This is a genomic window from Cohnella mopanensis (genome assembly GCF_022352055.1).
Taxonomy (GTDB): domain Bacteria; phylum Bacillota; class Bacilli; order Paenibacillales; family Paenibacillaceae; genus Cohnella; species Cohnella mopanensis.
On record NZ_JAKRWM010000005.1, the window covers coordinates 28,690 to 55,223 of the forward strand.

Here is a 26,534-nt window from a genome sequence, read left to right on the forward strand (position 1 = left end):
CTAGGAAATCCCCAACCAACGGCTATAATACAAGGTTTTTTACAACCTATAAGCATCAAATTCTAATCTGCTATTCACTGAACCACTTTTTATGTAAGCGATTTCTTTTTGGTGTTGACAACAAATGTGCGGTTATGTTTTATAATTACATATAATAATCATATAGTTTAGACAATACTAAAAACCATAAGCTTTTAACCTCAGGCAAAGGACGTTCCCTATGACTAAATCCTATCCGTTTCGAATCAAAGAGCTCTTCAAACCCACGCTAAGCGCAAGATTATTTATTTCTTTGTTCGCAAGTATATTGATTTTCACTTTATCCGTCGGTTTGTCGTCTTACTATTCTTCTAAAACTTTGCTTCAAGACCAAATGGAGCAAAACTCCGTTCAAACCGTCGTCCAATTGGGGCAAAAACTCGATTATTATTTTAACGTATACGAAAGTTTATCCCGGCAAGTCATGACCAATCGCGACATCGAGAACAATCTTCTGAAAATGCAGAAGGCGGATGCCAATTCCCTTGCCTATCGAGAGCTGAACCTCAAGCTTCGGGAGCTTCTGAACGGATTATCCAACACCGTCCCCTCCGTCGTGGCCATCCATATTCTAGAGCCTAACGGATCGGATTTGAAAGTAACGGAGCGAATGTTTAACGGCCCTTCCGACTTAAAGGAAAATCCGTGGTTCGAAACGGTCATCCATAATGGAGCCAAGCCTACATGGTTGCCGGTCATTAAAGACGGTTATTCCCACACGAGCAATTCTTATAAGAACAGTTTTGCCATGGCCAGGGCGTATACAGGCCTTCAATCCGCTAAGGAGCTCGGCATTATTTTCATCGAGATCGATTCCGACAGCTTGCACGATCAACTAATCGAACTCCAAAGCTATGGCAAAGCGTATGTGCTCGGAGCAGACGGAACGACGATATATGATCGCACGACCGATCAACTGGGTGCTCCCTATCCGCTTGAGAAGACGGAAGAATACATGGATACAGGCAAACAATCCTATTATTCCGATGACCATCTGACCGCGGCTTATTTGTCCCCCGTCACGGGCTGGTCCGTCGTTCAAGAAATTCCGGTCGAACGAATCGTGAAGGACGCCGCCAAGATTTTGAACTTCACGCTTATCATGTCGGGCTTTTCCCTTATTGCCGCACTCCTTATCGGTTACTTCGTTACCCGCATGATCAGTCGGCCCTTGTCCGCAATGAAAAGGCTTATGCTGGAAGGCGCCAACGGCAAATTAAGCGTTCGATCCCGCTTTAAGCGAAAGGATGAAATCGGTCAACTCGGCCTCTCCTTCGATCAGATGATGGAAAACATGAACGTATTAGTCCAGGAAACCGACGCTTCCGTCTCAAAGGTTCTTCACGCCGGAAGCAAGCTGCTTAGCTTATCCGAAACGACCCACAACTCGGCCAAAGAGATTGCCGCTGCCTCGCAGGAGATCGCCGCGGGCACAGTTGAGCTATCGGCCGAATCCGATAACGTTAGCGCTTTTACCGTACAATTCGGCAGTAAGCTGCAACAATTCGCCGAAGCCAATTCCACATTGGTTAGCTCGGCATCCCACGTCAAGCAATCTAGCGACAGAGGGATAGCGATATTGGATGACCTGAGAAAGCAGACGGACCGATCCGAATTTATTAATCGCTCTATGAGTATTAAAATGGCCGAGTTTCAACAACACGCCAAATCCATTCAGAACATTCTGGATGTACTGCACCAAATTACGAACCAGACGAACATTTTATCGCTCAACGCAACGATCGAAGCTTCTCGCGCCGGCAACGCCGGCAAAGGGTTCATGGTTGTAGCGGACGAAATACGCAAGCTTGCGGAACAATCCAAACAGTCGATCGAAAACGTTGCCGATACGCTTGACGTCATACAAACGAGCGCGTCCGAAATCGTCGAAGAACAGCGGAGCGCCCTGTTGTTGTTCAAAAGCCAAAACGATTCCGTACATCAGACCAATCATATATTCGATGACGTAAACAAGGATATGGAGCTTTTCATGGACGAGCTTTACAGAACGACAGAATCTCTTAACGAGTTCAAGAATGCGCAACAGCTCTTGGCTAAATCCATGCATATCGTGAGCAAAGTCGCGGATCAATCGCTCGCCGCCTCGTCCCATGCGGCCTCCATGACGCAGAGCCAAACGGAGGCAAGCAACGAAACGGTCAACTATGCTAAGCAGCTTAACGAGTTATCCCAACAATTAAACCTCATTCTACAGAGATTCACAAGACATTAAGGAGCCTATTGTCGTCAGATGTTGAACAATCATTTATAATGTTTTAGGTTTATGTATAATAAATAAATCCTTTATGGTAAGCTGTACATAAATCGAACTTTCATTTCGGAAAGGACTTGCGGAAATGATTCATATTAAAGAGCTCCGGTCCGGTCTTAATATTTTCAAAGCTCTAAGTTCGGAAATCCGAATTCAGATTCTCGAGTTGCTCGCCGAACACCAGACGCTGAATCTTAACGATCTGGCTACGAAATTAGAATTGACCAACGGCGCCATAACCATGCACATTAAGAAGCTTGAAGAAAGCGGTTTGATCGAGATCAACACCGTCGTCGGCAAGCACGGTTTGCAGAAAATGTGTTACCTCAATGAAGAGAAACTCATGGTAGAGCTACGAACGAAAGAAGTCGGCAATCTGTACGAAGTAGAATTGAAAACCGGACATTACAGTAATTATCATGCCGTTCCGACATGCGGGTTGGCGACCAAGGACAGCATTATCGGAGATTTCGACGATCCTCGTTATTTCGCCGATCCGCAAAGAGTGGATGCCGAGATCATCTGGTTATCGGAAGGTTATTTGGAATATCGCATTCCTAACTATTTGAAGCCTAACCAAGAGTTTCAGGAGCTTCAATTCTCCTTGGAGCTCGGCTCGGAAGCACCGGGTTTCGCCGATAATTGGCCGTCCGACATCTACTTCTACGTCAACGATATCGAGATCGGCTCCTGGACGAGCCCGGGCGACTTCGGCGATACGAAAGGAGCCTTCAACCCCGATTGGTGGCCTCCTCATCTTAATCAATACGGAATGCTGAAGCTGATCCGGATTAACGGCGAAGGAAGCTTCATCGACGGTTGCCGAATATCCGACGTGACCATGTCTCAGATCGCCTTGAACTACAAAAGTGATATTCGCTTCAAGATGGCCGTCGAGGAAAAGTCGAAAAACAAAAGAGGCTTAACCGTATTCGGCAAACATTTCGGAAATTATAATCAAGATATTCTGATCCGGGTATTATATCGAGATCTTCAATAACGATCTCTTCGTAACGAGCCGCCTTCGACAGTCTTTGCGCTGTCGGGGCGGTTTTGCGTATCCGCATTGACGGCAAGCCTTACATTGGTTAAACTTAAACTAATTCTAAATTAAAGGAATGATTGCGATGAGAAAAGCGGGCGCGATGACCGTACAGCGCAAAACCATATACGATTTACTTACCGCAACCCACGATCACCCTACCGCCTCCGACATTATCGAGAGGCTTAAGGCCGACGGACACCATTTCGCCTACGCCACCGTGTATAACACGCTGAAATATTTAACCGAGGAAGGTCTCATCCATGAGCTTAAGCTGCATGGCGATGCCAGCCGTTACGATGCGCGGACCGAAAACCACCAACACGTCGTCTGTATTTCCTGCGGTAAAGTCGACGAAGTATTCGCCGAACTTCCGGCCGCATGGCTCAGTTCCGTCTCCGAGCAGACCGGTTACGATATCACCGAAGAGAAGATTTTGTTCAAAGGAGTGTGCGAGGGATGCAAGAGCGCGAACAAATCCAGCCATTAAACGGGTCTTCAGACATCGCCGTCTTAAACGATAGCCTGATCTCGCCTATACAACCCGATGCCCAGGGCTATTGCGAAATCACGAACCGGATTCTGATCATTAGCCCACGTCCTGCTACTCTACGCTCTTTAGTTGCGGAGCTTGCCGACAAATGCTTCGACGTCCTTCTGCTTCATCATGCCGACGACCCGCTTCTTAACATGGTGCAAGGAAACATTATCGTCGTGGATCGTACGTCGCAGCCCCCTTCAACGGCCGCAACCGCTTGGCCGAGCGATGGAGGATCTCCCGTTCTCGCTCTCGTGAACGGAACGAACTCCGCGCTTCTCCCTGGGGAGGAAACCGTTCAATGGCCCGGTCCGATCGAGGAAGTGATCGCGAAGATTCAACAACTGTCACTGAAGCAAACCGTACCCGTCGAAGAATCGCGTAACTATGTGTTCAAAGACATTATCCTTGATCCCGACCGCATGACCGTTACCCGGAATGGCTTGAAGGTCGACTTGACGAAAACGGAGTATGACCTTCTTCGAACGCTTATCGCGGCGGATGGAAAGGTACTATCCCGACAAGAGTTAATGAACGAAGTATGGGGAGAACAGTATTTCGGTGGCAGTAACGCCGTCGACGTTCATATCCGCAGCTTACGAAACAAGCTGGAGGACGATCCGAAGGAGCCCCGTTACATTGCCACCGTTAGAGGTGCCGGATATCGTCTCGCCGACTCCTAAATGCCGTTCATGAGATCTTCATGAAACCTTAATCATACCTTCATGCAGCGCAAGCTGTAATGGGGTATGATTTTTTCATGGCCAATAGTTAGATTTAGTTTAATTATAAAAAATAAGGAGTGGAATGCATGATGACAGAAGCCATTACAAAAACCGCAAAAATCGGGGAACTTGCCCCTTCGTTTAATCTCCCCTCGACCAAAAATTTGGACACGTTGTCCGAAAATCTAAGCCTCGAGGAATACCGGGGACGTTGGGTCATGCTGTTCTTCTGGCCTTATGACTTCACGACCGTCTGCCCGACGGAAATCATGGCATTCAACGAGTCGGTCGGTACGTTCCGGGATCTCAAATGCGACATTATCGGAGCTTCGGTAGATAGCGTCTATACGCATAAAGCATGGATGAACACCCCTCGCGACCAAGGCGGAATCGGAGCGATCCGCTATCCGATGGTATCCGACTTCACCAAAGAAACTTCGCGCGCTTATGGCGTGCTCGACGAGAAAACCGGCGCCGCTCATCGAGGATTGTTCATCATCGATCCCGAAGGCATCATTCGCTATCAAGTCGTCACGGACATGAACGTCGGCCGCAGCGTCGAAGAGACGATCCGCATCCTCGAAGCGCTGCAATCCGGCGGATTGTGCCCGATCAACTGGAGAAAAGGCGACAAAACATTGGGATAGAAGATGGGATTGAAAAAAAGGGATCGTTCTCATCAAGAGGACGATCCCTTTTCATATTTGTTTATCAACAAATCAGGTAGGTGAAGCAGTTTATCTGGATTAATCACGATATAAATATCGGTAATGGCTTCTTCCTCCAATCGGAAAGACATAACTGCCTCCGGCTTCTCTCCGACATAAGTGACGATACCCGGTTGACCGTTGACCGAGGTAATCCGGTAGGAAAAATCAGGCGAAACTTTGCTTAGAAGTCCCAACAAGAACGAAGATATTCTCTCTGCTCCCAGAATCGGACGAATAGCCGCCGTCACTTTACCGCCGCCATCGGAATACAGTCTGGCATCCGCCTTCAGGATGTTCACAAGCTGCCCTGTATTACCAGTAGTCAGCGCCTGAACGAACAGCTCTATCCTCTGTCTGAGGGATTCCGATTTGGGCGGCGCCGCATCGGTCATGCTAGAAAACCCGGATACGGCTCCTTTGGCGCGATGAAAGATTTGTCGGCAATTGGTGCTATTCTTACCCACGATGTCGGCAATCTCGTCGTAGTCGTATTGTAGAACCTCCCGCAAGACGAATACGGCCCGCTCGATCCAAGTCAATTGCTGTAATAACAATAAATACGCGGTGGAGAGGGATTCCTTATGCAAATAAGTTGCGGCCGGACCGTCGAGCCCCTCCGAAGCATCCATGATTAACGGAGATGGAAGCCAAGGTCCCACATAAGCCTCCCTCAGCTTACTGGCAGAACGAATATTATCGATGCAGCGATTCGTTACCATTTTACATAAATAAGCTTTTGCGTTCTGAACCTGCCCAGGCTTACCCTCGTTCCATGCCAGAAAGGCTTCCTGAACGATATCTTCAGCATCCATTACGCTGCCCAGCATCCTGTATGCAATAGAGAACATTAGCGGTTTGTACGCTTGATAGTCTAGTTCGGACTTGTTGGATTCCAAAAGACCCTCTCCCTTCGGATTAATGCGCTAGAGCACCTTCCATCGTTGTCCGATTGTTCGCGCCGCTGGTTGCTTTTACGATAGAGCCCGCAGCCCTGACAGCACTAGCGACAGCAGCATCGGCAAGCATCTCCCCGTGGCTTGCCCAATCGCCTGAGACATACAATCCTTGGATTTCCGGAACTTCCGGGCCTACTTCGCCTTTCGTTCGTCCCAAATGCGGGTAATCATGCACGACGGAAATGTTAGGCAAATATTGGCGGGATACGACCTCCCGCTCCCATCCCGGATGCAGAAGGCTCATCGTCTGCTCGAGCAAGCTCTCGTCCGCCTTCGCATCGTACTGTCCCGGCCCGTTATACTTAGTCAAATGCACCACTATTGTACCATTATCGCTCAATCTCGCAGCTCTGGAATGATCGGAGAAAAACACCGGCTGGTCCAGACCGATGGCGAAATGGCTATTCGCAACGGGTAAGCGTTTCAAAGCTAAATCCAAGCTTGCCACAGTCGAAGGTCTGGCCTCGTCCTTCCACCTTCGCAGCACGGTATTTTCTGCCCCCTTAACCATCAAGAAAGTCGCCGCTGGCGGGGCTGTGCTGATGACGCTTGTAATTAAGATAGTGTCACCGTCAGAGCAGACTACGCCTTGAACCTTACCATGATCGTGCTTAATCTCGACGGCGGATTTGCCCTGTTGAATATCGACTCCCAAAGTGATGGCCATCTCCTGAAGCTGATCGACGATGGATTGCCAGCCTCCATCCAAATATTTGACGCCCGATTTAAGCGAGCTCCTCACCTGCTTTAATACCGGTCCCGCAGCTTGGTAGTCGGGATCCGTCGTATACGTAGCCGTCCGGCATAAAGCATAGAAGATGTGACGGACCATCGGGTCTCCGATCTCGGATTCCGCCCATTTCCTTAAACTGATATTCGACATGGTTGCGGGGTCCGCTCTCATCAACTTTACCAACGTAGACATCAACTTCGCCTTACCCGGCCAGCCAAGCAGTTTGGAAGACAGCAAACCTTTCGGATCTCCCGGCAAGGGCGACAATTTATTATCCCATATGGCCAGACCCTTGGTTGACGGTTTACTGCCCGTCAGCTTTAATCCGTATTGCTCGAAAATACGATTAGCTTCTCCCCCAACATATAGCGCATGCCCTCCCAGATTGAACAACGCTCCGTTCTTGTTAACCGTCATCGCTCTGCCGCCGAGATTGCCCGATTTTTCCAGCAGTAATATGGATTTACCCGCTTTCGCAAGTTCAATAGCTGCAATAAGTCCCGCTAACCCTCCGCCAATGATCGCCACGTCAACCTTTTTCATCGTTTTAGCCCTCCATGAATTCGTTCTGAACATAAGTCGTTGGAGGAGGTAGTTTTGTGACATCTAAGACGAAAAAAATGATAAGCGGGAATCAAGGAATCAATATTCGAGTTTGAGCGCAAAGTAAGCCCATTCGGTATTCAAAGGGGGGCTAACCATGTCCAAGCAGCAAGGCCACGCAAATAAAAATACGACGACCAGAACGTCCGATAAGAAGGGCAACAACGGCGGTAAAAATTAAAACTTAAGGTGGGGATTTCATTGGCGGGACGAAATAACAAACCCGATAATGACGGACCGGCTAGTAGCCCTAGCCAGCTTGGTCAATTCGGAAGCAAGCTGGCCGAGGATAACGAAGAGGAATATGAAGCCGCCTTCGAGCAAGCTTGCGAAGTAGCGGAGGAACCGGATCATTAAACGCGGACAAGGACCATCAGAATATCCTGATGGTCCTTGTATTAGGCTTTAATAGCGTTTAGTGCTCGGAGTTTTCCAAAAATCTTTCGCAATCGAGAGCCGCCATACAGCCGGTTCCGGCTGCGCTGATCGCTTGGCGGTACTTGTTGTCCTGCACGTCGCCGCAAGCGAATACGCCGGGAACGTTCGTTTCGGTCGACCCCGGATTCACGAGCAAATATCCCGTTTCATCCGTATTCAACTGCCCGTCCAAAAACTTCGTATTCGGCGTATGGCCGATCGCGATGAAAATTCCGTCCGTCGCGATTGTCTCTTCCAAGCCCGTCTCGTTATTTTTAACCTTAAGTCCCGTTACCCCCATCGGTCCGCTTTCGACTTCAAGAGGCGTGCGGTTCAGGCTCCAAGTGATTTTAGGATTGCTGCGGGCGCGATCCTGCATGATTTTCGAAGCGCGAAGCTCATTGCGGCGGTTGACCAATACGACTTCGGACGCGAACCGAGTAAGGAAATGCGCCTCTTCCATCGCGGAATCCCCTCCGCCTACGACGATAATTTTTTTGTTGCGGAAGAAGAAACCATCGCAAGTCGCGCAAGTGCTTACGCCCCGTCCAACGTTGTCCTTTTCTCCCGGAATGCCTAAATATTTCGCCGATGCCCCGGTAGAGATAATGAGAGTCTCCGCCGTTAATTCACCCATGCCTTCCACTGACAAAGTAAAAGGGCGTTTCGACATGTCCACGCTATTGACCCAACCGGAACGGAACTCCGCTCCGAATCTCTCTGCCTGCTTACGCATGTTTGCCATCAACTCAGGTCCCATAATGCCCTCAGGGAATCCCGGGAAGTTCTCTACTTCCGTTGTCGTCGTCAATTGGCCGCCCGGTTCAGGCCCTTCGATCACTAACGGATTCAAGTTTGCACGCGCCAAGTATATTGCTGCCGTTAATCCTGCTGGTCCAGTTCCGATTATGATTGTTTTATGCATGATCGTCCACTTCCTTATAAGTTCTGTTATAAAAAAATCATACCATTCACGCAGGTAACCTGCATGAAGGTATGATGAACGTTAAATGAAGATTTCATGAAGATTGGAATCGCGCCAAGCCTTGCACGAGGTTGTCATAGGTCCAGTTCACATGATGCTCGTCCTCGTATTTGCGATAAGTGCATTCCACGTAAAGAATGAGATCTAGATAAAGATCGTACAGCTTTATTCTAGAGAGCTGCGAAGACTCCTTTGCCGACAACCCGTAACCTTGCCTGAACGCTTCCGACGAATGGAAGTGGCTGAAATAGTGCTCCATTAACGGATCTCCCCATAGCGCTCGTTCGAAATCGATAATGCCCGTTACTTGGCCATCCTTGACGAATACATTGCCGTCCCACAGATCCCAATGGAGTAATCTAGGCTCGACGACATCGTTCAAGCAATCCAATTGTTTCTCGATCAGCTTTTCCAGCTCTTCATAAGCGATCGGCATCGTTACCCCCGCGTCTTTCCCGTCCGCAACGACACCGAAGATCATCTCGGCAAACGCATCGCGCCAGGACCGGAAGGAAGGCTGAGAATAGAAGCCGAATCCCGATCCTTGGACTTCATTGATCAGGCGATTCAACTTGCCGATCTGAAGATAGATTTCTTCCCTTTGCTCCTCCGACAAATCAAGTTTGACCTGATTGTAGGGTCTGCCCTCCAAATGTTCCATAATGAAGTATTCGACCGGAAGCAGTTCAAGCGACTGATCATAGGCGTAGATACGCGGAATAGGCAGCTCCCCGCTCGACGATAATTGCCGCATCGCGTGGACTTCCGTCTTCATCAGATCGACTTCGCAGCGCATGAATCGGATGCCCTCCGGAGGACGCGCCTTCAACACGACCTTCCTGCCGTCTTCAAGCTCGATCGAATAGGCGCTGTTCGCCCAGCCATCCGATAGCTCGGAATAGGAACGGATTGAGCTATTCATAACGTTACGAATGACCTGGTTAAGCTGACTTTCATTCAACTTCGATTTATAGGCACCTTCCACTTCGACCCGCATCCCCCTTCGGATACAAAACGTATTACAACGCCATCTTACTCCCGGCCTGATCTAACGGATCGAAATGGACCTGCGGGCAACCCGGCGCTATTCACCAGATTTGCTTCCGGATAGTTGGCCCATGCATACCGCGCATGAATCGGTGCTTGGACGGATTCGCTCCAAACCTGGACTTCATCCTCGCCGATGATCGATGCCGAAGCAGGTACATATATACCGCCTTCCCCCGCAACCTCGAAACCGACGATTTCACCGCCATTAGACGCAGCAAGCCCGTCCGCGCAACTGTCGAACGCAAGCGTAAGCCTCCTGCCTGCGACTCCTATCCCCCTGTATACGGGACCTGAACTCGTCACATCTCGCCCATATACGGAACGCAAAGCTACTAACGCCAACCGCTCCCCTACAGGCTTTTTATCCAGGGGGTGGATATCGTTCTCTTCCCCGCAATCCAAAACTACGGCCATTGCCGTATGCGGAACGCTCTCCGCGACGATCAGTTGGGATTCCCTTAGAAGCGGCCATTGCTCCCCTTGCGGTTTGCCGTCTTGCGCATATCCCGGCAGCTGTACGAATAAGAACGGCAGCTCCGAATTTCCCCAATCGCTTCTCCAAGTTCGAATCAATGCGCCTAATAGCTTGGAGTACAATACCGGCTTATGATCGTCGCTCTCCCCTTGGTAATAAATAAAACCCTTCAAGCCGTAAGGAACAGCCTTGCGAAGCATCGTATAATAGATTCCATTCGGCCTGAGGAAGCTTCGTTCGCTTACCGGAGGCGGCCATGGATAATCCCCTAGCTCTTCGCCTATCGCCCCCGCCGATTGCCTGCGGTTGAACTCTTCTACCGCTTGGAGATATTGCTTCTCCTCTAGGGCTCGCTCCTCTGGGCTTACTCTATCTAACGTCGTTTGGAACTCCTCGACATAAGCGCTAAGCTCCTCGTCACCGGCGAGCGCCTCCTTCGGAATCCAGCAGGAGGCCGATGTCCCACCCCAATTACAGCCGATGATGCCGATGGGGACATTCAAGGTACCCGCAAGCTCCTTCGCATAATAATAGGCGACCGCCGACATTTCACCTGCCTGGTCATTGGAACACGTTTTCCAATCCGCAAGATGTTCCAGTCCATCGTCATATGAAACTCTCGGAACCTCATAGTAACGAATATTCGCGAACGACGCCTGCGCGCTCTCTTCCTGGCCACCCTTTGAATCCTTCAATCTCCACTCCATGTTCGACTGGCCGCCAGCCAGCCACACATCCCCGAACAACACGTCGCGGAATACGACCGATTCATCGCCGGATTGAATTGTCAGCTCATAGGGACCGCCAGCCTCCAACGTATGTAACTCCGCTTTCCAGATCCCGTCCTTGATCGCAGTCTCCGCGCGGCACCCCCGGCAAGTTACCGTTACCGATTCCCCGTCTCTACCTTCCCCCCATATCGGAACTATGCTATCTCTTTGCAACACCATATGGTCCGAGAACATCGCATTCACTTTTATTGTCCGGCTCATCCGCTTAAACCACCTTAACGGTTTGTTCTTACTACATTCTTCTTATATCTCATAAAAGCGCTTTTCTGTCTATACCATGAATGCGCATCAATGCATAAGCGACTGTCCGTTGAACATAATAGGTAAACCGCTCCTCCACCATCATTTTCCTTAATCAACGAATCGGGGTTGATAAGTATTGGATTCCGTACAACTTCGTAAATCCGTCGATTTTTTCCAGAAGGCCTTGGGGAACAGCCCTGATCTTATCATTAGGTATATCAAGCTGAATGACGATCTGCAGGTGGCGGTCCTTTACATGGACGGGCTCGTGAATTCCGAATCTCTTCATGACTTTATTATCCAGCCTCTGATCTCCCTGCGAAACATTGAGATTTCCCCATTGTTACAGTCGCGGCGCGATACGTTAACGTTCCTGTCGGAAGAAGTTTTATGCGCTGGCGAGATCGAAATCGTGCAGGATAGGGATGCCCAGTTAACGAATCTCTTGTCCGGCCAATCCGTGATTCTCGTGCCCGGCTACACAGAAAGTCTAAGGATCAACGTATCCGGCGTGGAAGAGAGAAGCGTAACCGAACCGCTTACCCAAACGGTTGTTCGCGGCCCTATGGAAGCTTTCACGGAAAATTTTCAGAGGAACGTGGCACTGATTAGACGCAAGATCAAGGATCCCAATCTCTGGGTTGACGCAAGGCGTATCGGCACCGTAACCCGAACGAAAGTCGCCTTAATGTATATCTCCTCGATCGCAAGCGACAAAGTCGTAGACGAGGTGCGCCGGCGGTTGGATCGTATTCAGATCGACGGGATTCTGGAAAGCGGATATATCGAAGAATTCATCCAAGATCGTACCTATACTCCATTTCCAACCGTGTACAATAGCGAACGCCCGGATGTTATCGCGGCCGGATTGCTGGAAGGAAAAGTGGCCATCCTCGTCGACGGGACCCCGTTCGTGTTGTTGGTCCCCGCTCTGTTCATCCATTTTTTTCAATCGCCCGAAGACTATGCGCAACGATTCGATATCAGTACGCTAATTCGTTTGTTACGGTACATTTCCTTCTTCATCACGCTATTTGCCCCTTCTCTCTATATAGCGGTGACGACCTTCCATCAAGAAATGTTGCCTACGAACCTGCTTATCAATCTCGCAGCCCAGAGGGAGGGCGTACCGTTTCCCGCTTTCATCGAGGCTCTTCTGATGGAGATTACCTATGAGATATTGCGCGAAGCCGGTATTCGCATGCCGCGGACCGTCGGACAAGCCGTATCGATCGTAGGAACGCTCGTCATCGGCCAAGCGGCCGTTCAAGCAGGCATTATTTCCGCGGTCATGGTTATCATCGTATCGATTACCGCCATCTCCAGCTACGTAATGCCTTCAGGCAGCATGTCGATCTCCGTTCGGATGCTACGATTCCTCTTTATGGGTCTTGCGGCTTCGTTAGGCATCTTCGGTATTTTCGCAGGAATACTCGGATTGTTGTTTCACCTGTGTAAGCTTCGTTCGTTCGGAGTCCCTTACATGACTCCTCTGGCGCCTTTTATTTCCCAAGACCAGAAGGATACGCTCTTCCGTTATCCATGGCCCCGAATGAAGACTAGACCCGCACTGATCGGCGACAAAAATAAAATCAGGCAAAAACCTGATCAATGAGGAGCCGACTCTCCATGAAGAAGATCGGTATTGGTCTGTTGTGCGGTCTATTGCTCCTGATGGTGACTACGGGCTGCTGGAACCGTCGCGAGTTGAACACCCTGGCCATTCAATTGGGAACGGGAATCGATAAAGTAGGAAACCAATATCGGCTATCCGTTCAAGTCGTTAACCCCGGCCAGGTGGCAGCGGGCTATAACTCCGCAACCATGCGTTCTCCCGTAACTTTGTACGCGGCAACGGCCCCGACCCTATTCGAAGCATTCCGGAAGTTAACGACCCTGAGTCCAAGGAAAGTTTACGGAGCGCATATCCGCGTGCTTATCCTTGGCGAATCTTTGGCCAGGGAAGGCGTCGACAAGGTGTTGGACCTTCTATCCCGCGATGCGGAAAACAGGACGGATTTCTATATCATGATCGCCCGCCGCAACACCGCCGAAAACACGCTTAAAGTGCTTACTTTGCTGGAGAAAATACCGTCCAACAAATTATATTCCTCCTTGGATGCTTCCTCGCATGCTTGGGCTCCTACGACCGCGTTCACCCTCGATCAGTTGATCTCCCAATTGGTAACGGAAGGGCTGAATCCGGTACTGACCGGAGTCCAAATCCAAGGCGACCCCCGAATAGGAGAAACTCCTAAGAACGTAGAGGAAATTGAACCCGCAACTCGATTGGTCTTATCCGACTTAGCGGTATTTCATAAAGCCCGGATGATAGGTTGGCTGAACGAACAAGAGAGCAGAGGATATAACTTGATTATGAACAACGTCAAAAGCACCGCAGCGAGTTTGACCTGCCCGGGCGGAGGCAAGCTTACCGTTGAGGTTCTACGGAACAATACCAAAATAAAAGGACACGTCGAAGACGGCGAGCCCAGCATCAACATTCACATCAAAACCGAAGCCAACATAGCGGAGGTGAATTGCGAGATCGACCTAGATAACCCTGTGACGATCAAGAAAGTCGAAGAGCAGATGAAAGATACCGCCTTCGAGCTCATGGAAAAGTCCGTAGAAGCCGCTCAAAACCGTTACAAAACCGATATTTTCGGCTTCGGGCAAGCCATCTTCCGTTCCAATCCGAAATATTGGGATCAAGTATCCGAGCGTTGGACGGAAAAATTCGTTCGATTGAAAGTGAATTACTCGGGTGTATGCTTGATCCGCAGGTCGGGAACGACAGGGAACACTTTTTTGAAAGACATTAAGAGGTGACATTCATGCTTGGGACGATCGTTGTACTGGCCGCGTCGGCTTTGGTCGCTGCTTTAGAGCTACCTGCCTTGTTTCGCCGAAAGTGGCGGAAGGAAATTTTCTTGTATTTCGTACTGCTGATCCCCGGTACGCTGCTAAGCATATTCGCGATCCGCGTTAGCCGGATACCGAGCCCGTTAAACATAGTTATCGTTGTATATAAGCCTGTCTACGAGTGGTTTTCGTATCTCTTAGGCTGAATGAGGGTGTATAGGTTGGATAATGAAAAGATCAGCGTTAGGCAAATAGGGGTACTCGTTATTCTTGCGGTTATCGGAGATTCCATTCTCGTCTCTCCCGCCCTGATTGCCCAATCCGCCAAGCAGGATGCTTGGATTAGCGGATTGTTTGGCGTCTTCGTCGGCATGTTGATCGCAGGACTTATCTATTACGTAAGTCGTCTATTTCCCAACTTCACTCTCATGGAATTCAACAGGAAAATACTCGGAAAGTGGGCGGGCGGAGTCGTTTCCCTTCTCTTCTTGTGCTACTTCTTGATGAATACGGCCGCCATGAGCCGCGAGATCAGCGATTTCATTACGACGCAGATGATGCCCGAGACGCCTATTTGGGCGATCCATTTGATATTGGTCCTATTACTGCTCTGGGGGATTCGCGGTGGAATCGAGACCATTGCCCGGTCTGCCGAGATGTTGTTTCCTTGTTTTTTTCTGTTCCTCATCTGCCTTTTGTTGTTTCTTACTCCACAAATCAAGCTGGAGCAAATATTCCCCATCCTCCCTCACGGCTTCAAGCCGATTCTTAAAGGATCTATCTATACCATCGCGTATCCTTATGCTGACTTGATTGTCTTTCTCATGGTGCTTCCGTCCGTTATCCGCAAGAAACATGCGAACAGGGATTATGCGCTTGCTGCCTTCATTGGAGGGATCGTGCTCGTTGCCGTTATTCTAATCTGCACGCTCGTGCTCGGCTCGTACATTACCGCCCACCAGAGATATCCTACTTATGCTTTAGCCAAAAAAATCAGCATCGGCAATTTCTTGGAGCGGGTTGAAGCGTTTTTGACTTTTATTTGGATCATGTCGATTTTTATCAAAACGATCTTGTACGGCTTCGCATTCGTGAAGGGGATGTCCCAGTTGTTCAATACCAAGGACGAGAAGTTTCTGCTCTTGCCGTCGGGATTTATCATCTTCGGGCTTGCCTACGCTATCTCGCCCGATATCGTCTACTATCAAAATGTATTAATAAAATATTGGCCCTTCTGGGATCTCACTTACGCCCTTCTTTTCCCTCTCCTGTGTATTATCGTGTATCACGTGAGGATAAGATTTCGCTAACTTTTTATTCCGGTCATCGTGATTCCCTCAACGAAATACTTTTGACCAACCAGGTAGAAAATGACGCCCGGAGCGAAGGACAGGCACGTTGCCGCCATCGTCAGCGACCAGTCTGACTTTAATTGACCTCTAAAATTGGTAAGCCCCAACGCTATGGTGTATTTGTCACTCGTATTAATGTAAATCATCTGTTGGAGCAAATCGTTCCAAAGGCCGATGAAAATAAACAACGCGACGACAATCATGGCAGGCTTGATCGCCGGGATAATAATGCTGAACAAGATACGTAAGTATCCGGCGCCGTCGATCGTTGCCGCTTGGTCGAGTTCTCTCGGTATGGACATGATAAACTGTCGGATCAAAAAGATATTAAAAGCGCCGCCGCCGCAGAAATAAGGGAGAATCAATGGCAGATAGCTGTCATGAATCCCGAGCCCCCGTGTCCACCCGATGTACAGCGGAATGAGCGTAACCATCGTAGGCAAAAGCATAGAACCGATGCAAAGGGCCCAGATCAACTGTTTGCCCCGAAACCGTAACCTTGCAAAGGCATATCCGCATAAGGTGGCCGTAAACGTTCCTGCCAAACAGGATGGAACGATAATCACCATCGTATTACATAAATATTTCCAAAATTTGAATACTTTTAGTGTTTTTTCATAGTTGGAGAACAGCCAATTTTCCGGTATTAGAGATGGCGGAAATTTGTAAATCTCGGCATTCGTCATAAGAGACGTACGGAATATCCACCAGATCGGAAAGAGTACGAGACAGGCAAAGAAAACGACGACTACAAGCGTTATGATGTTCGTCGTTCGATTACTGCGTTTCTTACTTTTTAGTCTGCCGAATGCTACTTCGCTCATTTGTCGTCGCCCCCCTCAGAAAAGATCCATCGATTTGACGTCTTGAACAATACAGCAGTAAACCCTGCAAGGATGGCGAAAATAATAAAGGTCGTCGCACAGGCATAGCCCAACTTGTAATTGACAAAAGCCTGATCGTACATCAGATAAGTCATGAATCGGGAAGAATTGCCCGGGCCGCCGTTGGTCAGAGAAAGGGCCGGCGTAACGACCTGGAGATTGGCAATCAGACTCATCAACAAGTTGTAAAAGATAATCGGCGAAATGCTGGGCAAGGTAATATGCCTGAAACGTTTCCATCCATTCGCGCCATCCATTTCAGCCGCTTCATGATAAACGACTGGAACGTTCTGAAGTCCGGCCAAAAATATAACGATCAAGTTTCCCGCCAGCCATACCGATATCAACGAAAGAGAAGGGACTACATATCTGGAATCCGCAATAAAGAGAACTTTATTCAATCCAATCTCGGAGAGGAGATAGTTAAAGAAACCAAAATTCGCCTCGTAAAGCCAGGACCATCCTACGTAAATGGCGGCCGCCGGCAAAACAAACGGCACATAAAATACAGCTCTGAAGAAACCTCTTGCCGGAATTTTACGGTTTAACAGAATCGCGATGAAAAGCGAATAAATCATGCTTCCGACTACGGATAAAATGGCGAAGTAGATCGTCGCTATAATCGATTCTTTAATATAGGGGTCAGTGGTAAATATCTTGATATAATTATGGAGGCCGATGAATTCGGGTTTTGTTAGCCCTGTCCAATTCGTCATACTGATTCCCAGCACCCCCAGAAGAGGCAAATAAGTCAGGAAGATCAGTCCGAGAAAGGCAGGAATCAAGCATATATAAGCAACACGTGCCTCGCTCGAATAAATACGGGAACGGCGTTGCCGCGGTTTATTAAATGTTTCCATATCTCGCTCCCCACCTCATGTTTGAAGGATGACCGCCACTTGCGTGATCTTGGCGGTCATCCTTCCTTTTTACTAACCGTTATTTATCGCCTTTATTAGCTGCTTTCAAAGCTTCGAGATTTTTGGAAATGGCGTCCTTGGCGGTCGTCTTTCCGGTCCAAACATCCCCAAGAACCGATGCGAGCAAGGTATTGAATTCCGTCGTATGATTCGTAAAGAACCAGGAAGCCGGTCTCGCGGCGGAGGATTGCGCATAATCGACTACCGCAGACTTGTATTCATCGTACGGAGGGAAGTTCGGATTGTCGACCCATTTATGGGTGAGAGTTTCATCCTTATACCACTTATCCAGCACCGGCATCCAAATGCCCGACGAGATGAGTCCCCAGTTGTTTTCTTCTTGAGTGTACCATTTAAGCCATTCCATCGCTTCTTGCGGATGCTTGGACTGGGAGAATACGACATTAGCGCCGCCCGTGTTGAGGGTAACCTTATCCTTCATGTAAGGCAATACGGCTACGCCATATTTCAGCCCTTCTTCCTTGGCCTTATTCAAGCTGGTTCCTACGTTCCACTGGCCGTTCGTGGCCATGGCGACCGTCCCTGCGATAATGGTGCGCTGAATGCCGTCATCGGTCTGTCCGACGGACAGCGGTGCAACATGATCTTTCAAGTACAGATCCGCGACTTTTTGAATCGCTTCGACGCTGGCGTCTTCCCCGATTCTCACATCTGTCCCGTCATCGTTATAGAAACCGCCCCCATTGGTAAGCGTCCAAGCTTCCAACTGCCACGTCAGATTTTCGACAGATGCGCCGTACTGAACGATGCTCTGTGAATCAAAGCCGTCTTCCCCAGGATGTTTACCATTTTTGTCATTCGTCAGCTTCTTGGCCGCTGCTACGAATTCGTCCCATGTCCATGCTTTATCCAGCGCGGAAGGAGGATACGGCACACCCGCTTTGTCGAACATGTCTTTGTTGTAATACATGAGGAGGATTTCGTTGGTAGCCGCATAGGCTACGGGCTTGCCTTGATAGGTGTAAGCCAAGCTATCCAGCGGCTTGCTGTCGCTTCCTTCGTACATGGCGCTTACATCAGTCAGCATGCCTTCGGAGGACCACTGGACGACGCCATCCTCCCGCATCATCCCCGCATCCGGCAATTGGCTCGCCGTTGCCATCGTATTCAGCTTGGTCATGTAGTTCTCGTAAGGAATCGCTTGCACTTCGACTTCGATTTTGTCTTGGGAGGCATTAAACTTGTCCGCTGTTTCTTGGACTACTTTCCCCTCTTCCGCGGTTCCCCACATCGAGTAGGTAATCTTGACCTTCTCCGTCTTGGAAGGCGTCTTCTCCGGCGATTTTGAAGCCTCTCCCGATGGAGCTGTGTTTTTTGTCTCATTGTTGTTCCCACAGCCTATGACACCGAATACCAATGCAGCTGCGATCAGACCTACCCCAAGTTTCTTTCCTGCTTTCATTGCCCCGTTCTCCCTTCAACATTTGAATGATTTTATATGTCTAACCGTTTGACCCCTATAACTGCCTAAACCCTCAGACTTTGTCCGTTACAACATAACCCTCCATCTTATATAATTCGTGCTCTTTCACCAATTCCTCCCACATACGCAGGGAATATTCATTCTGCTTTACGAGGTTGCACTTCGGAACGACTATTCCATGTACTTCCCTCCCTGACCAGAGTCAGAATCCAAATCAGAAGCGTTTATATGAATTTGGTTGATGCCATTGTCTCGGCCACCCATACTCTCATTTCCCCAGAGCCTCGGTTTGCCCAAGCGAAATAGGGAATGAATCGTGCGGTCGTCTCCTCTAGCTCCATGTCGATGTTGGCCTGATATAACTTATCCGCCCATCCGTCTTTCCGGATTCGGTAAGCGGGAACCGTAATCGACTGCAAACCTCCCAACAAGTTCGATTCGAAGACGACTTGCTTATCGGCGTTGGATTGTACGACCAATTGGTGAAGATTCGGGCCGTTGTCCGCTTCCTCTAAGCAGTAAACCATCGGGCCTCTCTGCAAGGCGACCTTACCGATCGTTTCGCGGATTAGGGGATTGCCCTTCATCGAATGGACCGGCATGGGCAGCACGAGATGCAGAACATCCCCGGGCAGCCATTCCCTCTCGATATGAACGTACCCTTCCTGCCGTTGATCGGGAGTGATCACCTGCTTATCGCCGTTAATGCGAATTTCGGGTGTACCGCTCCAGTCCGGAATTCGCAACGCTAGCGTAAATCTGGCCGCTTGTTGCAATCCGATCTCGAACCGAACGATTCCTTCCCATGGCAGCTCCGATTGTTGAACGAGATGAACCTTCTGGCCCGCAACCTCCAATTGAATCTGACTTCCGATATATAAATGCGCGTAGGCCGTATTCTCTTTCACCGAGTAAATATAGGAACCTAATGATGCGAGTAATCTCGCGATGTTAGGCGGACAGCACGCGCAACCGAACCATTGCTGGCGCTCTACCTTCACATGCTCGAAGTTTTTGTTTATGCGGTTCGCTTCGGGCCACACCTCAAGCGGGTTCACGTAGAAGAAGTGCTTCCCGTCGTGGGACATTCCTCCGATTACCGTGTTGTACAGCGCGCGTTCCAGGATGTCCGCGTATTCTCCTCTTGGCTCGATCTGCAGCATCCGCCGAGCGAAGAAGATTAACCCGATAGATGCGCACGTTTCCGCGTAGGCCGTATCGCTTGGCAAATCGTAATCCAGCGTGAACGCTTCTCCGTGAGCCATCGAACCGATCGCCCCCGTGATATACATCCGTTTAGTGACGATGTTTTTCCAGAGCGCCCTGCAAGCTTGCAGCAACCCTTCGTCTCCCGTCTCGGCGGCGACATCCGCCATTCCAGCGAGCATATAAACTACTCTTACCGCATGGCCTTCGGCGGTTTGTTGAAGCCTAACCGGCAGGTGCGCTTGGCTGTATGATCTGTCCTTGGCCATTCTCAAGCTCGGGAAATGGGTTTCCCCTTTGCGTCGCTCATATTCTTGATCATAGAAGTGAGGAAGCTGTCCCCTCTGATCGAGGAAAAACCGAGCGAGCTGCAAATACCTGTTAACGCCAGTGGCGTGGTATAGCTTAACGAGCGCCAATTCGATTTCCTGATGTCCGTCGTAGCCCTTGATCTTGCTCTCTTCCGGTCCGAAAGCTTCATCTATGCAATCCGCTAACCTGCAAGCTACGTTAAGAAGCCGATCTTTGCCCGTTGCCTTGTGATAAGCGACGGCAGCCTCGATCATATGTCCCGCGCAGTATAATTCATGGCACTCCGCTAGATTCGTCCATCTGCCGTTCGGCTCTTTGAGCGTGAAGTACGTATTGAGATATCCATCCGCGTGCTGTGCCTTGGCAATAATCTCGATAACGGAATCGGCTACGTTCTCCAACTCCGGATCCGGTTGAAGTTCCAATAAGTACCCGACCGCTTCCAGCCACTTGGCTACGTCGCTGTCCTGAAACACCATTCCGTAAAATTCGCCTTTCGCCAAACCTGCGGCGATCTTGAAATTTTTAATCGCGTGGCTCGGCTCCGTCCCCTCGATCCTGTCATTCAACGCCTCCCATTGATACGGAACAACGACATCGCGGACTAATGAAATATAAGGGGACCAAAAGTCATCCTGAATGATTATGTTCTTAAGAGAAACCGCTGTGTGTACGGATAAATTTCGCATCCATTAATCCCCTTTATTTTATAAATCCCACCTATGATGTAAGCGCTATATTGAGTATAATACATGTAATACCACGGCATTTATATATTCAATTACAACCACATTTTTAAAAATTACAACCAACAGGAGGAGTCAAATTTGAGCTCGCCTATCCTGCATTTCATCTCACCGCCTGTCCCTTACTTCATCGATTGCGGCCGTGCCTATTATCGTGCGGGAGAACGTCATATTAGTCGAAATAACATCGGGGTGTTCGATTTAGTCGTCGTTACGAAAGGGAGTTTAAGCCTTGCGGAAGGGGCGAACGAATGGAGAATTGAACCGGGGGAAGCCTTCATTCTTCGGCCCGACGCCAGTCATTACGGCACCGAGCCCTGCTTGGAGGAAACGGAAATCATTTGGATTCACTTTCATACGTTCGGGGCATGGGATGAATGCAGCGGGATGAACAATTGCTTGGATAACCAATCGTCCCTCATCGCAGCCCATAAGCAAACCGCGTATTTGAACCATAGCGAGGTATGTTCGATTTTTATCCCGAAGCATACGATGCTTAAACCGAAGACGCTTGAAATATTAAATCAGTTTTTTCAATTAGAGGATGAGCCTAGATCTCTGCGCAATTGGAAAAGGCAAACCGCATTCCAAATGTTCATTCAGCATCTGGACCGCGAGCTTGCCTCGACGTCGGACGGAACCGCCTTCCATTTGGCAGAGAAGATCGAGTTGTTCATCCGGCAAAACTATACGATTAAATTGAGTAACTCCACGCTGCAGAAGGAATTGAATTATCATCCCAATTACTTGGCCAAGTGCATGCTCAAAGTATATGGAATGACGCCTATGGACTACTTGCTGCAATACAGGATAGAGCAAGCTAAGAAACTGCTCGTTCAGACCGAGTGGTCCGTCAGTCGCATCGCGGAGGAAGTCGGGTTCCAGCACGGCTCCTATTTCACGTTTTGTTTCTCGAATAAGGAAGGGATCGCTCCCCTGGCCTTCCGCAGGAAAGTCATGGGCCACGTATAGATCACATGCCAAAAACCCGATTGGCTTTGGAGCAAGCAATCGGACTTAGATCGCAATTAGAGTGAGCGTTCCTTTATTATGTTAAAGGTGCCGTTTATTCTATCGCCTTATTGATCGCTTCAACGACACGACTCGCGTGAAACGGCTTAACGATAAAATCCTTAGCGCCGCTTTGGATAGCTTCAATAATTAAATTTCTTTGCCCTATCGCGGAGCACATGACGATGTTGGCGGTAGGATCCATCTTGCGGATTTCCTTAACGGCTTCAACGCCTTCCATGATAGGCATCGTGATATCCATCGTCACAAGATCAGGTCGCAACTTCCTATACCGCTCTATTGCTTCTTCACCGTTCGCCGCTTCGGATATGACCTCATGGCCCGCTTTCACCAAAATATCCTTAAGCATTGCCCGCAAAAAAGCAGCATCGTCGACCACCATGATTTTTGCCACTTCGTCTACCTCCCGTGCCGTAAACCTTTCTTCCGATCATACCCGACAGGACTCAACAAATTCTGAACATATGAAATAAACGAATTCACTAGTGATTTATACGCACAAAAAAAAGAAGTCCTCGCCCGAAAAAAGCGAAAACTCCTTCTTTATCGTTCACCAGCTTATGCGTCCTTTAATTCTTTATATCCATCGCATATCAGCTCAAGGTGCCCTGTTTCGGGGTGGATCAAGAAACCGTGCACGGGGATATACGTCGGGATAAGCGGATGCTTGCGGATCATCTCGATGCTATGCTTGACGCCGTCCTCTGGCTTATCGAATCCTCTTAAAAAACGATCCATGCGGATGCCCGAGTTTTCGAGCGTCGACAATACGACATCGGAAATGCCGTTAGCCTTAAATTTTTCCACGAGAGACCCGGAGTCGAGCTGCGTCATGCCGCAACCGTGATGCCCGATCACGAGCACCTCCTTGGCTCCCATCTCATGGATTGCGATTAGAATGCTTCGCATAGCGCTGCCGAAAGGCTGAGTCAGAATCGCGCCGGCATTCTTAATGAACTTCGCGTCCCCATTGCGCAAATTTAGCGCTTTGGGCAATAACTCTACAAGGCGCGTATCCATGCAGGTCAGGATTGCGACTTTTTTCTCGGGGAACTTGTCCGTTAAATATTGCTCGTATTTTTTCTGTTCAACGAATTCCTTATTATGTTTCATAATTTCGCTTACGATAGACATATATTCACTCTCCTCGTATTCCATTTCCAATGGAACTTTCCCTGTATGATACTGTATGATGCTGTACGATTCCGCGGAGCAATAATAAAGAAACGACTAAGCTATCTATATAATTTTATTCTATTTATTTGAAAATGCAAAACTTTTGAGTTAACTTTTTATGGCAATCGTCTATCTCCCGCATGTTTTTCAGTACTGCACTGCCGTTTCAAGAAGGGTAATCGTACCGTTACCGCCATCCATATTCACGAAAGCACCGATCGGTATGGCCGCCTTAAATACGCCGTGGCCGGTGGCCAAATTGATAATTAACGGTTTGCCTAGAGGAACGATAAAATCATTGATCAGATCATCATAGGACTGCCCATACGCGTCCATGCAACCCGTACACTCACCCAGAATAACGCCGCGGCAATCGTTGAACTTACCGGCTAACTTGAGCTGTTCCATGTAACGGTATACGGTGTTGACCGGTTCATGCACTTCTTCCAGCAACAATATTTTACCTCGCGTATCGATCTCGAACGGCGTACCTAAGGCGCCGACGAACGAAGTCAAGTTGCCCCCCACTAGCGTTCCGTTGACGTTCCCCGGCACTTTGCCGATTAACGGCCTTCCGGTCGGATTCTGGATCTCGCGTGGCACGACAATCGAGGAGGTCGCCGCAAAAAACTGATCGAAGTTGTAGGCTGGACTCTCCGGTTTAAAATCGATGAGCAGAAGGCTATTAAGGGTAATCACTCCCGAGAACTGCGCGATCGCATTTAACAGCACCGTAATATCGCTATATCCGCTAACGATCTTCGGATGACGGCGAATATAGCTGAAATCCAGAAAGGGTAATATCCCCGCCACGCCAACGCCGCCCCTGGAAGGTAAAATCAGCTTTACCTGATCATCCCCGAACATCGCCATGAGATCTTCCGCGCGCTCCCGATCGGTTCCCGCCAGAAATCCGTTCTGTTCGTACACATAGCGGCCCAATACGACTTGGAGGCCAAGAGATTCCAAATAAGCAATCCTTGTGTTAATTACGTCTGCATCCAGCGGACTGCCCAAAGTCACGATTCCGACCGTGTCCCCCGGTTGCAGTGCCGGCGGTTTAATCGCCATTCCTCCAAACCCCTTTCCGCATTGGCTCGCTATTGCTATGTTATGTGGGAATAGGATTGAATAGCTCATGTTTGGCAAATTGAGCTTTTGTGCTATAATTATAGTTACTTTATGTAAGTAACTATAATAATCTCATTTGGAGGAATGCCGAATGTCTCAATCCATACACGAGAACACCGTGCTCGGACAGTTAAAGCTCAAAGTAAGCGATCTAGAGCGTTCTATCCGGTTTTACCGGGAAGTCGTAGGCTTTCAGTTATTAAGCCAAGAAGGCCGTCTCGCGAAATTATCCGTGGACGGAAAAAACACTTTTCTCATTCTCGAACAACTGCCGAATGCCGTCGTCGTTCCTAGGAGATCCGCAACGGGGCTGTACCATTTTGCCATACTGGTTCCGACCCGGGAGGATCTCGGGCTGTCTCTGCGTACATTGGCCGAATCCGGAATCCATATCGGACAAGGGGATCACCTCGTAAGCGAAGCCTTATACATCGCCGACCCGGACAACAACGGAATCGAAATTTACTGCGACCGTCCACGTTCGGAATGGAAGAAGGACTCGGAAGGCAACTACATCATGGGCTCCGATCCGGTGGACATTAAGGGACTGCTGGAATTGGCGGGGGATAAACCTTGGAATGGTTTATCTAAGGGAACGATTCTAGGGCACATCCATCTGCACGTGAGCGATCTTGCTAAATCCAGACAGTTCTACTGCGATGTTCTCGGGTTCGACATGGTAGCGGATGCCGCGGAGATGATGGGCGCTTATTTCATCTCCGCCGGTGGCTACCATCACCATATCGGCATGAACATCTGGGCCGGCGTAGGCGCGCCACGGCCGCCGTTGAACGGAACCGGACTTGCTTACTACACCATCGCGCTTCCTTCTGATGAAGAGCTGGATCGAGTACTCGCGAAGCTGACAACTGCCGGTATCCCTTCCGTTCAGGAAAATGGCTATTGGCAAGTGAAAGACCCTTCGGGCATCGAAATTAGGCTTACTGCTGCCATATGACAATGAACTAAAAAAAGACTTGCCTGCCCCGAACACCGCCGGGGGCAGACAAGTCTTTTTCTCATTCTTATGACGAAGCCTTAGCGTCCGTAGAATTCGCGGAATCCGTAGCTTGCGTGCCCGCCGAAGACTTATCGCCCTTAGTGCCTAAATCTTTGCCGCCGTGATGACGGCCTTCTCCGAAGCCTTTGCCGTTGACGATTTTCTCGGCGCGGTCAGCTACGTTGACCAGTTGCTTGTCCGCTTGCTCCTGCGTCAACTTACCGGCTTGAAGCGCTTCGTTGATGCTCGCGGTTATCGTGGCGGCTTGCGCATCGATCAGCTTCTGCGCATCCACACCTTTGTCGGCCGCAAGATCGGCTAACGATTTGCCGGCCTTCAACTGTGCCTTCACCTCGTCCGCGCTAAGCCCAAGCACTTTCGCGACGGCTGTTAGATCCCCGTCTATGCGATCGCCGCCGCGCCCGCCTTCGAATTTGCCCGCTTTCAGATCCGAATCGATCATTTTGTCCAAATTGTCCGCGTATTGCTGCTTCTGCTCTTCAAGCTTTTTATTATAGGCTTCCGTCATCGCGCTCTTTAAATTTTCCCGAGAAACGCCCTGCTCCTCGGCGATTTTGGACAACGTTGTTCCCGCTTTGAGCTTCTCGTTTAATGCCGCCTTATCCAGCTTAAGTAGGTCGAGCACTTCCTGGCTGACGATTGCGCCGCCATGTCCGAATCCTCCGCGCCCTTCGAATGCTCCGCCTTTGGCCGACCATTCCGTCGCTTCCTTCGTCTCTCCCGTTGTGCTGCCTGTAGTCGTTGCCGCATAAGCGGAGAGAGGAATCATGACCGCAAGCGCAGCCGTAATCCCCAGAGCTCTTACCGTGTTTTTCATCGTAAATCCTCCTTGTTCCTATATTGGTCTTACATCACCCATTATTCGC

The 26,534-nt window shown here is 49.4% G+C and carries 25 protein-coding genes; 12 read left to right on the forward strand and 13 right to left on the reverse strand.

The annotated features are described in order from the left end of the window. The first annotated feature begins 220 nt into the window (after positions 1-220). From L3D05_RS10375 to L3D05_RS10395, 5 genes are all read left to right on the forward strand, one after another. Positions 221-2,272, forward strand: a complete 2,052-nt coding sequence (locus L3D05_RS10375) for a methyl-accepting chemotaxis protein (protein WP_239615980.1) — start codon at positions 221-223, stop codon at positions 2,270-2,272. A 124-nt stretch (positions 2,273-2,396) separates the two neighbouring features. Then, a complete protein-coding gene (locus L3D05_RS10380; protein ID WP_239615981.1) occupies positions 2,397-3,311 on the forward strand; it encodes an ArsR/SmtB family transcription factor in 915 nt (304 codons plus the stop codon). Positions 3,312-3,438: 127 nt separating this feature from the next. Continuing rightward, positions 3,439-3,843: a Fur family transcriptional regulator gene (locus L3D05_RS10385; RefSeq protein WP_239615982.1), complete on the forward strand. Its 405-nt coding sequence runs from the start codon at positions 3,439-3,441 to the stop codon at positions 3,841-3,843. Then, positions 3,813-4,574: a winged helix-turn-helix domain-containing protein gene (locus L3D05_RS10390; RefSeq protein WP_239615983.1), complete on the forward strand. Its 762-nt coding sequence runs from the start codon at positions 3,813-3,815 to the stop codon at positions 4,572-4,574. Before L3D05_RS10385 ends, L3D05_RS10390 begins: the two co-directional genes overlap by 31 nt. A 131-nt stretch (positions 4,575-4,705) precedes the next feature. Continuing rightward, positions 4,706-5,263, forward strand: a complete 558-nt coding sequence (locus L3D05_RS10395) for a peroxiredoxin (RefSeq protein WP_239616025.1) — start codon at positions 4,706-4,708, stop codon at positions 5,261-5,263. A gap of 32 nt (positions 5,264-5,295) precedes the next feature. Here the strand turns inward: L3D05_RS10395 and L3D05_RS10400 are convergent, their stop codons facing one another. Further along, positions 5,296-6,222 carry an RNA polymerase sigma-70 factor gene (locus tag L3D05_RS10400; RefSeq protein WP_239615984.1) on the reverse strand — a complete coding sequence of 309 codons (927 nt, stop codon included), beginning with the start codon at positions 6,220-6,222 and terminating at the stop codon, positions 5,296-5,298. A 19-nt stretch (positions 6,223-6,241) separates the two neighbouring features. Then, positions 6,242-7,558, reverse strand: coding sequence for a phytoene desaturase family protein (locus L3D05_RS10405; protein WP_239615985.1), 1,317 nt, complete (start codon positions 7,556-7,558; stop codon positions 6,242-6,244). 261 nt (positions 7,559-7,819) lie between these two features. Here L3D05_RS10405 and L3D05_RS10410 point away from each other — a divergent pair, with 261 nt between their 5' ends. Then, positions 7,820-7,975 (forward strand): hypothetical protein, encoded by a 156-nt coding sequence (locus L3D05_RS10410; RefSeq protein ID WP_239615986.1) that lies wholly within the window; start codon positions 7,820-7,822, stop codon positions 7,973-7,975. A gap of 58 nt (positions 7,976-8,033) precedes the next feature. Here the strand turns inward: L3D05_RS10410 and trxB are convergent, their stop codons facing one another. The 3 genes from trxB to L3D05_RS10425 form a co-directional block, all read right to left on the reverse strand. Then, positions 8,034-8,960 carry a thioredoxin-disulfide reductase gene (gene trxB / locus L3D05_RS10415; protein WP_239615987.1) on the reverse strand — a complete coding sequence of 309 codons (927 nt, stop codon included), beginning with the start codon at positions 8,958-8,960 and terminating at the stop codon, positions 8,034-8,036. 94 nt (positions 8,961-9,054) lie between these two features. Beyond that, positions 9,055-10,005 (reverse strand): phosphotransferase family protein, encoded by a 951-nt coding sequence (locus L3D05_RS10420; RefSeq protein ID WP_239615988.1) that lies wholly within the window; start codon positions 10,003-10,005, stop codon positions 9,055-9,057. 47 nt (positions 10,006-10,052) lie between these two features. Further along, positions 10,053-11,537 carry a sialate O-acetylesterase gene (locus L3D05_RS10425; protein ID WP_239615989.1) on the reverse strand — a complete coding sequence of 495 codons (1,485 nt, stop codon included), beginning with the start codon at positions 11,535-11,537 and terminating at the stop codon, positions 10,053-10,055. 178 nt (positions 11,538-11,715) lie between these two features. On the opposite strand from L3D05_RS10425, the gene L3D05_RS10430 reads away from it, so the two are divergent. Genes L3D05_RS10430 through L3D05_RS10445 form a run of 4 tightly spaced genes read left to right on the forward strand, consistent with a single transcriptional unit; the run spans position 11,716 to position 15,754 of the window. Then, positions 11,716-13,194 (forward strand): spore germination protein, encoded by a 1,479-nt coding sequence (locus L3D05_RS10430; protein WP_239615990.1) that lies wholly within the window; start codon positions 11,716-11,718, stop codon positions 13,192-13,194. 14 nt (positions 13,195-13,208) lie between these two features. After that, positions 13,209-14,411, forward strand: a complete 1,203-nt coding sequence (locus tag L3D05_RS10435; protein ID WP_239615991.1) for a Ger(x)C family spore germination protein — start codon at positions 13,209-13,211, stop codon at positions 14,409-14,411. Between the two features lie 5 nt (positions 14,412-14,416). Continuing rightward, entirely contained in the window at positions 14,417-14,650 is a 234-nt protein-coding gene (locus tag L3D05_RS10440) for a hypothetical protein (protein ID WP_239615992.1), read from the forward strand. 15 nt (positions 14,651-14,665) lie between these two features. Then, positions 14,666-15,754, forward strand: coding sequence for a GerAB/ArcD/ProY family transporter (locus L3D05_RS10445; protein ID WP_239615993.1), 1,089 nt, complete (start codon positions 14,666-14,668; stop codon positions 15,752-15,754). Here the strand turns inward: L3D05_RS10445 and L3D05_RS10450 are convergent. From L3D05_RS10450 to L3D05_RS10465, 4 genes are all read right to left on the reverse strand, one after another. After that, positions 15,751-16,620 carry a carbohydrate ABC transporter permease gene (locus tag L3D05_RS10450; RefSeq protein WP_239615994.1) on the reverse strand — a complete coding sequence of 290 codons (870 nt, stop codon included), beginning with the start codon at positions 16,618-16,620 and terminating at the stop codon, positions 15,751-15,753. The two genes, L3D05_RS10445 and L3D05_RS10450, sit on opposite strands and share 4 nt — an antisense overlap. Beyond that, complete coding sequence (locus L3D05_RS10455) at positions 16,617-17,540, reverse strand: carbohydrate ABC transporter permease (protein WP_239615995.1); 924 nt, start codon at positions 17,538-17,540, stop codon at positions 16,617-16,619. Before L3D05_RS10455 ends, L3D05_RS10450 begins: the two co-directional genes overlap by 4 nt. Before the next feature lie 79 nt (positions 17,541-17,619). Next, the gene (locus L3D05_RS10460; protein ID WP_239615996.1) at positions 17,620-19,023 is read right to left on the reverse strand and encodes an ABC transporter substrate-binding protein; all 1,404 of its coding nucleotides are present in this window, start codon (positions 19,021-19,023) and stop codon (positions 17,620-17,622) included. 245 nt (positions 19,024-19,268) lie between these two features. Next, complete coding sequence (locus L3D05_RS10465) at positions 19,269-21,251, reverse strand: glycoside hydrolase family 127 protein (protein WP_239615997.1); 1,983 nt, start codon at positions 21,249-21,251, stop codon at positions 19,269-19,271. Between the two features lie 138 nt (positions 21,252-21,389). Between L3D05_RS10465 and L3D05_RS10470 the strand changes: the two genes are divergently transcribed. Further along, a complete protein-coding gene (locus tag L3D05_RS10470; protein WP_239615998.1) occupies positions 21,390-22,280 on the forward strand; it encodes a helix-turn-helix transcriptional regulator in 891 nt (296 codons plus the stop codon). 94 nt (positions 22,281-22,374) lie between these two features. Here L3D05_RS10470 and L3D05_RS10475 read toward each other — a convergent pair whose 3' ends face one another. The 3 genes from L3D05_RS10475 to L3D05_RS10485 form a co-directional block, all read right to left on the reverse strand. Beyond that, entirely contained in the window at positions 22,375-22,734 is a 360-nt protein-coding gene (locus L3D05_RS10475) for a response regulator (RefSeq protein ID WP_369417965.1), read from the reverse strand. Between the two features lie 164 nt (positions 22,735-22,898). Beyond that, positions 22,899-23,474 (reverse strand): beta-class carbonic anhydrase, encoded by a 576-nt coding sequence (locus L3D05_RS10480; RefSeq protein WP_239615999.1) that lies wholly within the window; start codon positions 23,472-23,474, stop codon positions 22,899-22,901. Between the two features lie 189 nt (positions 23,475-23,663). Next, the gene (locus tag L3D05_RS10485) at positions 23,664-24,587 is read right to left on the reverse strand and encodes a S66 peptidase family protein (protein WP_239616000.1); all 924 of its coding nucleotides are present in this window, start codon (positions 24,585-24,587) and stop codon (positions 23,664-23,666) included. A 151-nt stretch (positions 24,588-24,738) separates the two neighbouring features. On the opposite strand from L3D05_RS10485, the gene L3D05_RS10490 reads away from it, so the two are divergent. Next, positions 24,739-25,605 (forward strand): VOC family protein, encoded by an 867-nt coding sequence (locus L3D05_RS10490; protein WP_239616001.1) that lies wholly within the window; start codon positions 24,739-24,741, stop codon positions 25,603-25,605. A gap of 67 nt (positions 25,606-25,672) precedes the next feature. Here L3D05_RS10490 and L3D05_RS10495 read toward each other — a convergent pair whose 3' ends face one another. Next, positions 25,673-26,485: a hypothetical protein gene (locus tag L3D05_RS10495; RefSeq protein WP_239616002.1), complete on the reverse strand. Its 813-nt coding sequence runs from the start codon at positions 26,483-26,485 to the stop codon at positions 25,673-25,675. Positions 26,486-26,534 lie beyond the last annotated feature (49 nt).

Excerpts from the sequence above, each read along its gene's own strand:
- L3D05_RS10375 (WP_239615980.1), top strand. The coding sequence starts at position 221 with ATGACTAAATCCTATCCGTTTCGAATCAAAGAGCTCTTCAAACCCACG.
- L3D05_RS10380 (WP_239615981.1), top strand. The coding sequence starts at position 2,397 with ATGATTCATATTAAAGAGCTCCGGTCCGGTCTTAATATTTTCAAAGCT.
- L3D05_RS10385 (WP_239615982.1), top strand. The coding sequence starts at position 3,439 with ATGAGAAAAGCGGGCGCGATGACCGTACAGCGCAAAACCATATACGAT.
- L3D05_RS10390 (WP_239615983.1), top strand. The coding sequence starts at position 3,813 with ATGCAAGAGCGCGAACAAATCCAGCCATTAAACGGGTCTTCAGACATC.
- L3D05_RS10395 (WP_239616025.1), top strand. The coding sequence starts at position 4,706 with ATGACAGAAGCCATTACAAAAACCGCAAAAATCGGGGAACTTGCCCCT.
- L3D05_RS10405 (WP_239615985.1), bottom strand. The coding sequence starts at position 7,558 with ATGAAAAAGGTTGACGTGGCGATCATTGGCGGAGGGTTAGCGGGACTT.
- trxB (WP_239615987.1), bottom strand. The coding sequence starts at position 8,960 with ATGCATAAAACAATCATAATCGGAACTGGACCAGCAGGATTAACGGCA.
- L3D05_RS10425 (WP_239615989.1), bottom strand. The coding sequence starts at position 11,537 with ATGAGCCGGACAATAAAAGTGAATGCGATGTTCTCGGACCATATGGTG.
- L3D05_RS10435 (WP_239615991.1), top strand. The coding sequence starts at position 13,209 with ATGAAGAAGATCGGTATTGGTCTGTTGTGCGGTCTATTGCTCCTGATG.
- L3D05_RS10440 (WP_239615992.1), top strand. The coding sequence starts at position 14,417 with ATGCTTGGGACGATCGTTGTACTGGCCGCGTCGGCTTTGGTCGCTGCT.
- L3D05_RS10450 (WP_239615994.1), bottom strand. The coding sequence starts at position 16,620 with ATGAGCGAAGTAGCATTCGGCAGACTAAAAAGTAAGAAACGCAGTAAT.
- L3D05_RS10455 (WP_239615995.1), bottom strand. The coding sequence starts at position 17,540 with ATGGAAACATTTAATAAACCGCGGCAACGCCGTTCCCGTATTTATTCG.
- L3D05_RS10460 (WP_239615996.1), bottom strand. The coding sequence starts at position 19,023 with ATGAAAGCAGGAAAGAAACTTGGGGTAGGTCTGATCGCAGCTGCATTG.
- L3D05_RS10465 (WP_239615997.1), bottom strand. The coding sequence starts at position 21,251 with ATGCGAAATTTATCCGTACACACAGCGGTTTCTCTTAAGAACATAATC.
- L3D05_RS10480 (WP_239615999.1), bottom strand. The coding sequence starts at position 23,474 with ATGTCTATCGTAAGCGAAATTATGAAACATAATAAGGAATTCGTTGAA.
- L3D05_RS10485 (WP_239616000.1), bottom strand. The coding sequence starts at position 24,587 with ATGGCGATTAAACCGCCGGCACTGCAACCGGGGGACACGGTCGGAATC.
- L3D05_RS10490 (WP_239616001.1), top strand. The coding sequence starts at position 24,739 with ATGTCTCAATCCATACACGAGAACACCGTGCTCGGACAGTTAAAGCTC.
- L3D05_RS10495 (WP_239616002.1), bottom strand. The coding sequence starts at position 26,485 with ATGAAAAACACGGTAAGAGCTCTGGGGATTACGGCTGCGCTTGCGGTC.